Source organism: Pallidibacillus pasinlerensis, from assembly GCF_009996845.1.
GTDB classification, from domain to species: Bacteria; Bacillota; Bacilli; order Bacillales; family Caldibacillaceae; genus Pallidibacillus; species Pallidibacillus pasinlerensis.
In genome coordinates, this window is record NZ_JAACYS010000104.1 from 1 (window position 1) to 7,155 (window position 7,155).

The window sequence follows — 7,155 nt, forward strand, 5'->3', positions numbered from 1 at the left end:
ATGGGAACTTCGACACGATGTTTTATTTCATTATAAAAAATATACCCTTTATCTACATCACATAATAACATTTCTTCTAAACATAGGGCCTGTGCTGTTAATTGCATAATATCTGATTCATCGGTCTTTGGTTTACCACGTTTATACTCTACCGGATATGCTATATACTTTCCATCCATGCCTGATATTTCTATCCCATTTTCATTACGCACAAATTCTACAACATCACAAACGCCAGTTATTTTTAACTCATTAGACTTAACTGGCATTGCTCGAACAACGAGCTTATTACCTCTCTTTTCACGTATAAATGGTTTATCTGCTTTTTCATGGAGATTTTTCCCTTCCAGTGTACGAACATTTTCCGCCCATTGTTGCTCGATATGAATTAGTGCCCATTGCCGTCTGCAAAATAAAAAATGTTGAATACCCGATAACATTAAAAACTGTTCCTCATCATTATAAGCCATCAATAACCTCAACCTTTAGTCCCTCTAAATCATGGACAATAATTTCATAATCCTCTACTTTTTTCGGTTCCTCTGAAAGTTTCTTAATTTCTAGCAACCGATGTACTTTTGCAGATGAATATTGTCCAAGTTTAGAATTATGCTCCCACCAACAAACTTTTACTACCTCCATACTACCTTCTGGCCGGGCAGAAGAAGCATCGTTCTCGAATAACGTAACGAGCGCTTGCTTAATTTTAAGAGCATCTTCATAGGTGAATCCTGTTTTTTCAGCTAATTGCGTATTAATGCTTCCATAAAATTTATACAGACCAAAATCGACACGATGCTTCATTCCCATTGTATCCGATCCTTTACTCTCACCCGGTTCCGAATTAACACTTTTGGTTATCTGCATACTTGTAATATCAATAGGATCAACACTTGTTGCAGTTTGAATAGTAACCGGCCCTCGAATTCCAATAGAAACTCCTTTATTTTTTTCCCCTTTAAAAGCAAATACTTGGCCAAAACTGCGAACATCCATCCATGATTTACAAGCGACTTCCGCAAATTGTTCCTTTGCATTTTTCTTTGACTTTTGAGCAGCACCCAATGCTTCATTCGCTTCAGCTCTTTCTTTTAAACTATTAAATCCATCCACGTTTTTATCATTGGATTGTACAAAAATGGGTTCACCCATATCTAATAAACGATTACGTATTTTTCTTTTTATAGCTACATCCGAAACTTCTCCGTACCCGTCATAATTTTGACGCGGTCGGTTCCCGTTTAGCGGATCGCCATTTGGATTAGCTTTTGTCACTGAAAATACCACCGCAAAGTCAATTTTATGATTTAAAACTGCCATTGAATTATTCCTCCTCTAATTTATATCATTAGAAATAGATTTTTTATCTTTTTTTTGATATAACTCATGTCTTTGACTGTAAAAACCTAACAAATATTTGCCGGAAAGTGGTTTATTGTTAAAATCCTCTAAGCGGATTTTGGAGCCGACTTCATCCAAAAGTTTATTGTAATACCAGACCTTCTCTCCCAATCGGGCTTGATATGGTTGTAGTGCAGATTGAATGGTTGTCCAAGTTCTAGCAGGATGTTGGGCAAAGGAATTCATATATCTTCGGGCATTTGTTGCACGTTTATCATCACCCAAAGCATGTCTTTCTAGTACATCCGCAATTGCTAGCAATCTACCAAATAAATAATCCCGATCATTTGTTTCCTTATCTAATGCCACAGAATATCCTCCCTCACTTTTGTTAATTAGCGCACAAGCAATACTTAAAGTTTTTTCCCATTCCCAATCTTTCATTCCAACTGGATTTGAAGCACGATAAAAAGAACTTCGTAAAATATCAACCGGAATTTTTTGACCATCAACAATACAAGGAATCATCCGCTCCACTAACTCCTTAATTACTTTATCACTTGCTTTTGGCCCGTATGCAGCAAATGCAATATCACGTGGAGCAGGTGCACCGATAAAAGGTTTGATTTTTTCATTTGTATCTTTACGATATTTATGTAACCATATACAACTTGTATGCCATTCCTTTATTTTATCCAAATAGTATGATTTGTCTAAACTGCGGTAATATAATACTGCCATTCGCCCGGTTGTTGCTGAATCAAGGACTAATATATGAACTTTATCTCCTACTGCTAATTTTGCCTTATATCCATCAATGGCTCGTGAAATTTGTTCCGCATCATATTGAGAAGTTGATACTATTGCTTTCTGTTCATTCACAATCTCATCATAAGCAAAGATAGATCCGTCATCTGTGATATCAGGTACTTCCTTTAAATCATTCCCCCACACCAGGAATACTCTGCCGTCAATAATTTTTCCCTGCTTATTTATCAGCCATTTCAATGCATTGTGTGCTTTCTGTGATACATCATAGCTAATGGTAGCTACTTGCTTCGAATCACTGAAACGTCCCCGATATGTAAATCCATTTTTATCATTTGCTGAAATCAATTTTGCTTTATCAGCAGAATTTCTAATTTTATTTGCATGTCGTTCTGTATACGGTAGATGTTTACCAGTTACATAACAGAGTTCCTTTTCTTCTAGCTTTTCATTGTAATATTGAATAAAAGATTGGTACATTCCAGAATCTTCCCATACCTTTTTATCAACAGTTTTACTAGAATCTCTTACAGTAAAACGAACAAATGCACTTTCTTGTCCACCTGCCACTACTGAAAATATAGGCGGTTTTCCCTCTTTTTTCCCCCACTTTGATAACAACTTACCATTTTCATCTAGCCAAATAATTTTTTCGTTTATTAAATCCTTTAAAAGCTGTCCTTTTTGTAAATATTTATAAATACTCTTTACTTGATCTGTTGCATATGGTGATTCTACCCAATCTTTAAGTTGATTTATATATACAGAAAAAGGATTTTCACTTGTTTTTATTTCACCGCCAAATTCAGTAAAATCACCAGCAACATACATAAGCTTGTCATGTAAAGGATATGGAGCAACTACTTTACCAGATCGGCTAGAGGACTTTTCAGTTGCTGGAATAACTGTAATAGCATCATTTTTATCAGTAATCACATTTGCAGAATGAAACTCACCATTTGGTGTTACTCTAACTTCAATATGTGCCGTTTGTGTAGTATGAGATATCGGTAACAAAGTCATTTCTTGTCCCGTTGTATTACCTACTTGATTAAGATTTGCTTCATATGTTTCATATAAATCTAATAACCAACCCATTAAGGCTCACCTCCCCTCATTTAACTGTTCCCATAACAAATCGGCAGATTCCATATTAGAGCTATCAAATGTTTTTGTTCCTATTTTTTGCAAAACTCTTACATTTCTACATTCATCAGGGCGAATAAACCGAATAATCCCGTTTTTCATTACAGGATTCCAGAGGCGAACCTCCAGTTGGTTACGTCCGGTTTCATCTGGATAATTAAATCCATGAACCATTGTCCCTAAAGGTATTTCTTCAATTTGATCATAATATCCCTTACCTGTTCCAAACTCACATGGTTCAACATAGCCCTGGCATTCTCTGGTACCTAAATAAATATCTCTTCTACCACCTGCTTTTAGTGCGCGTTTTAAAATATTATGATGCTTATGTTCATTACGATCATATGCTAAATCCGGACGATACGGATTAAAAATAAAATGTGCTCTTACTTGATAACGAACATCCTTTAAATATGTATAGTTTGCTAAGGTATTTCCACCTCCATATTCAATTGGGCGAATTCCTTTCGATTCCATTTTAATTTGATTCATGATTCGAACTTCATCAATTATATACATAATTGTTGGTTTCCAATAAATACTCTCGACAATTCCTTTTAGGGCTTGATAAGTAGGAACATTGTATGTCATTTTTTCCCCGCCTAATTTTGTAAGCGGATCTGTAAATAGGGCATACGGCCCATAAACTTCAAATTCTATTGAATTCCGCATGGATTCACCTCCTATTTTTTACATGGCCATTAATAATATCGTACCTTTTAACTATTATTTTTTCAACAAACCAAATATTAAAATTTTATAAACAATTACACAAGGTGATAACATAGTAATTACAGAAAAAAAAGTCAAAGGATACCGTTATTATTTAGTAATTCCTTTGACCTACTATAAATTTTTTTATTTTCATATATATCACCTGAATGGCATGAATATTTTAAAAAATAAATCCTCCTGTCACACTTTCATTTTCTAAATCTACTCCGTACTCTTCATTATATGCCCCATCATTTAAAACATATATTTCTCCATTATATACCGTTTCAAGTCCTCCATTATGGGCTAATTTATCCAATTCATGTTTATATAAATTCACAGTATATTGTTGTGCTTTTCTAAGTAATTTGCTCAGTTCTTCAATCGAATGATTACTATTCAAACTGGCTATTATATCTTTTCCTTCTTCATAAGGAACGATGACAGAAGTAGTATGCTGGTCAATTACCTGAAAAAATTGGGCTGCAGTTCCATAACTATTGACGAGAAATAATTCTATTTCTTTTTTATTCCTTTCCTTGTACGCTTGACAATAAATATTTTCAGAACGTTTTTGCATTAATAAATCAATCAGGTTCCTATTAATTTCTTTCACAAAATAATTGAGATCATTTGATAAATCACTATAGAACTCACGAAAGTACTTTGTCATTGCTTCATTAGAAAGTAAATCACCGCCATAACTTTTTGGGAACAATTGCAAATCTTTTAATATCATTTTAGTAATTTCTTTTCCTTTTTTTATTTCTTTTAATTTACTTAAATTTTCTTCTTCGTGGTCAATAATATATACTTTTCTTATTCCCATTTCTCCATGACGGTTGCAACGGCCTGCCGCTTGAGCAATTGAATCTAAACCCGCGAGCGAGCGAATGACACAAGAAAAACTTACATCCACGCCTGCCTCAATTAATTGTGTACTCACACATATTACCCGTTCTTGATTTTTTAAATGGTCTCTTACTTTTCTTAAAATTAGATTTCTATGTGCCGCACACATGGATGTACTAAGATGATAAGTTGGTATCTCAGAAAATTGCTTTATTAGTTTTTCGTATAAATCTTTTACTACTTGTTTTGTATTTAAGATAATTAAAATACTTTCATTTTTTTCAAGCTGTTCTTCCACAAATCCGACTAAAATATCATTATTAAATGATTGTCTCGTAGCAATATCTACAAGTTCCACTCGTTTGAATGCATCGATTACTTCATCTAAATTGCCAATAATTTCCGCATCTGGAGAAATATCTAATTTATGTTCAACAAAATCAAGTGCAGGTTGAGTTGCCGTACAAAGGATTATGCTGCATTTTCCATATGTTTTCAAAAAATTCAACGCACTATTAAATAAAGAAATACAAGAAATCGGTACTTTCTGTACTTCGTCAAATATGATTACAGCCTCAGATAAATTATGTAAGCGGCGAATATTTCGGGTACCTTTTGCATAAAAAGTGTCTAAAAACTGAACCATGGTCGTAAAAATAATTGGTGAGTCCCAGTTATCCTTAGCAAGCTTCAGCTTTTCTTTAATACTCATTATTCCATCGTGATTTTCATCTTCTTCATTTTCATTATCATCTATAATTATATTTGAATGATGTTCGAGTATATTTACTTCATCATCTAAAATCTTTCTGACTTCTTCTGCATTTTGTTCAATGATAGTTGTAAAAGGGACAACATAAATAATTCGTTTCTTATCAAATAATTGTGCGTGTTTTAATGCATATCTAAGACTTGCAAGTGTTTTCCCACCGCCAGTCGGAATCGATAATGTGTATGTACCAGAAGGGCTTTCCGCAAATTTATCACATTGTTCAGACATTTCATTTCGTAAAATATTTATTTTTGATTTTGCATCCTCATTTTTCTGAAAAGATTCGATTTTCTCCATTAATCTTTGATAATAACTTTCGAATAATTGTTTATGATTATTTTTAGGAGAAGGGTTATTGCCTTCTTCAAATAATCTTGTATTTGTACGATCAGCATCAATCAATGCACTAAATATATACTTTGTTAAAAACATACATTTTTGTTCGGTTGATTTTGTTTTATCTTTTTCAAGAAAGGTTGTTAGTTCTTCAATTGCTTTTTCAACATATTTTGAAAAGTTATGTTCACTCATTACTTTTTGAAAAAACATCTCTTTAGAAAGTTGATACTCATTTATAACCTTTTTCTGTACACGATTTAAAAAAGGTGATTCTAGATTCCCATTTAAAAAGTCGTTTAAGTAGGAGTGGTGAGATATAATCGCATTTCCAACAATCTCCGCAAGTCGCGCGGCAGGTATATCTTCAACACTTTTAATTTTAGTATGATATAAATCAAAAAGTAATTTACCTCCTGCCGTCGAATGATCAACGGTACCCCGTGCTGGTGCTAATTCTGGTGTAAATACAGCTTTTTTTATATATTCTTTAAATCCTTTAGTGAATTTTCCCATATCATGCAACATTCCTGCCAAACCTGCAATATGTTTGACACCAATTTTTTCACCAAAATTCTCAGCAAGAGTTTTTACATCTAACAAATGTTTTTCAACGGATTGAATCTCTTTATCCTTTTCACGAATATGAGCTATATAGATTTTGAACACCTCCAGAAAGTTTAATTTTTCTTTCCATATAGAATGCGACCCCTAGGAAAATTCTGTGCACTTCACATTCGCACCAAAATTCCAAAAATAAAATTATCCATATTATCCAATAATTCTATTTTAACAAAAATATATACAATATATAAATTTTAAAAATATATCAGGTAATATAAACTTATATTATACTCTAATACATTAACACTTTAAATATTTTCACTAATTGATCACATCAAACCATAACGATGACGTGTCCCGTGGGTTTCCATTATAGTTCACTCTTATTTCTTCCCCTTTATTAATATCTCTTCTTGCATAAGAATCTATGGAAATATTATCAAAATTTGTAATGTAATAGGCGTTTTGGGAATAAGAATAGTTATAAAAGAGTCCAAAACCTAATACAATGGCTTTATCTCGTTTCCATCGAAAAACATAGTTTGCTAAAATACTATTTTTCATTTTTCCCATTCTCTCTCGGGGACGTATTGTAAAAACTTTTTATATTAAATAGGTTAACAATCATTGATTTTTAAGGGATAAAAGAAAAAAGACTTGTT

General features: G+C 33.0%; 6 protein-coding genes. All 6 read right to left on the reverse strand.

Features of this window, described 5'->3' with window-relative positions; all coding sequences use genetic code 11:
- Window positions 1–470 (reverse strand): CRISPR-associated protein Cas4 (cas4, locus tag GW534_RS15170; protein WP_161921827.1); only part of this gene is annotated, 470 nt, incomplete at its 3' end.
- Entirely contained in the window at window positions 460–1,320 is an 861-nt protein-coding gene (cas7c, locus tag GW534_RS15175) for a type I-C CRISPR-associated protein Cas7/Csd2 (protein ID WP_161921828.1), read from the reverse strand. The genes cas7c and cas4, both read right to left, overlap by 11 nt.
- 15 nt (window positions 1,321–1,335) lie before the next feature.
- Complete coding sequence (gene cas8c, locus GW534_RS15180; RefSeq protein ID WP_161921829.1) at window positions 1,336–3,207, reverse strand: type I-C CRISPR-associated protein Cas8c/Csd1; 1,872 nt, start codon at window positions 3,205–3,207, stop codon at window positions 1,336–1,338.
- A gap of 6 nt (window positions 3,208–3,213) precedes the next feature.
- Complete coding sequence (cas5c, locus tag GW534_RS15185; RefSeq protein ID WP_161921830.1) at window positions 3,214–3,927, reverse strand: type I-C CRISPR-associated protein Cas5c; 714 nt, start codon at window positions 3,925–3,927, stop codon at window positions 3,214–3,216.
- 223 nt (window positions 3,928–4,150) lie between these two features.
- Entirely contained in the window at window positions 4,151–6,598 is a 2,448-nt protein-coding gene (gene cas3, locus GW534_RS15190; RefSeq protein WP_312854687.1) for a CRISPR-associated helicase Cas3', read from the reverse strand.
- Between the two features lie 216 nt (window positions 6,599–6,814).
- Window positions 6,815–7,057: an SET domain-containing protein-lysine N-methyltransferase gene (locus tag GW534_RS15195; RefSeq protein ID WP_202630967.1), complete on the reverse strand. Its 243-nt coding sequence runs from the start codon at window positions 7,055–7,057 to the stop codon at window positions 6,815–6,817.
- Window positions 7,058–7,155: the final 98 nt, after the last annotated feature.

What these genes read in the sequence shown, in the direction of transcription:
- cas7c (WP_161921828.1), bottom strand. Translation starts at nt 1,320, where the DNA reads ATGGCAGTTTTAAATCATAAAATTGACTTTGCGGTGGTATTTTCAGTG.
- cas8c (WP_161921829.1), bottom strand. Translation starts at nt 3,207, where the DNA reads ATGGGTTGGTTATTAGATTTATATGAAACATATGAAGCAAATCTTAAT.
- cas5c (WP_161921830.1), bottom strand. Translation starts at nt 3,927, where the DNA reads ATGCGGAATTCAATAGAATTTGAAGTTTATGGGCCGTATGCCCTATTT.
- GW534_RS15195 (WP_202630967.1), bottom strand. Translation starts at nt 7,057, where the DNA reads ATGAAAAATAGTATTTTAGCAAACTATGTTTTTCGATGGAAACGAGAT.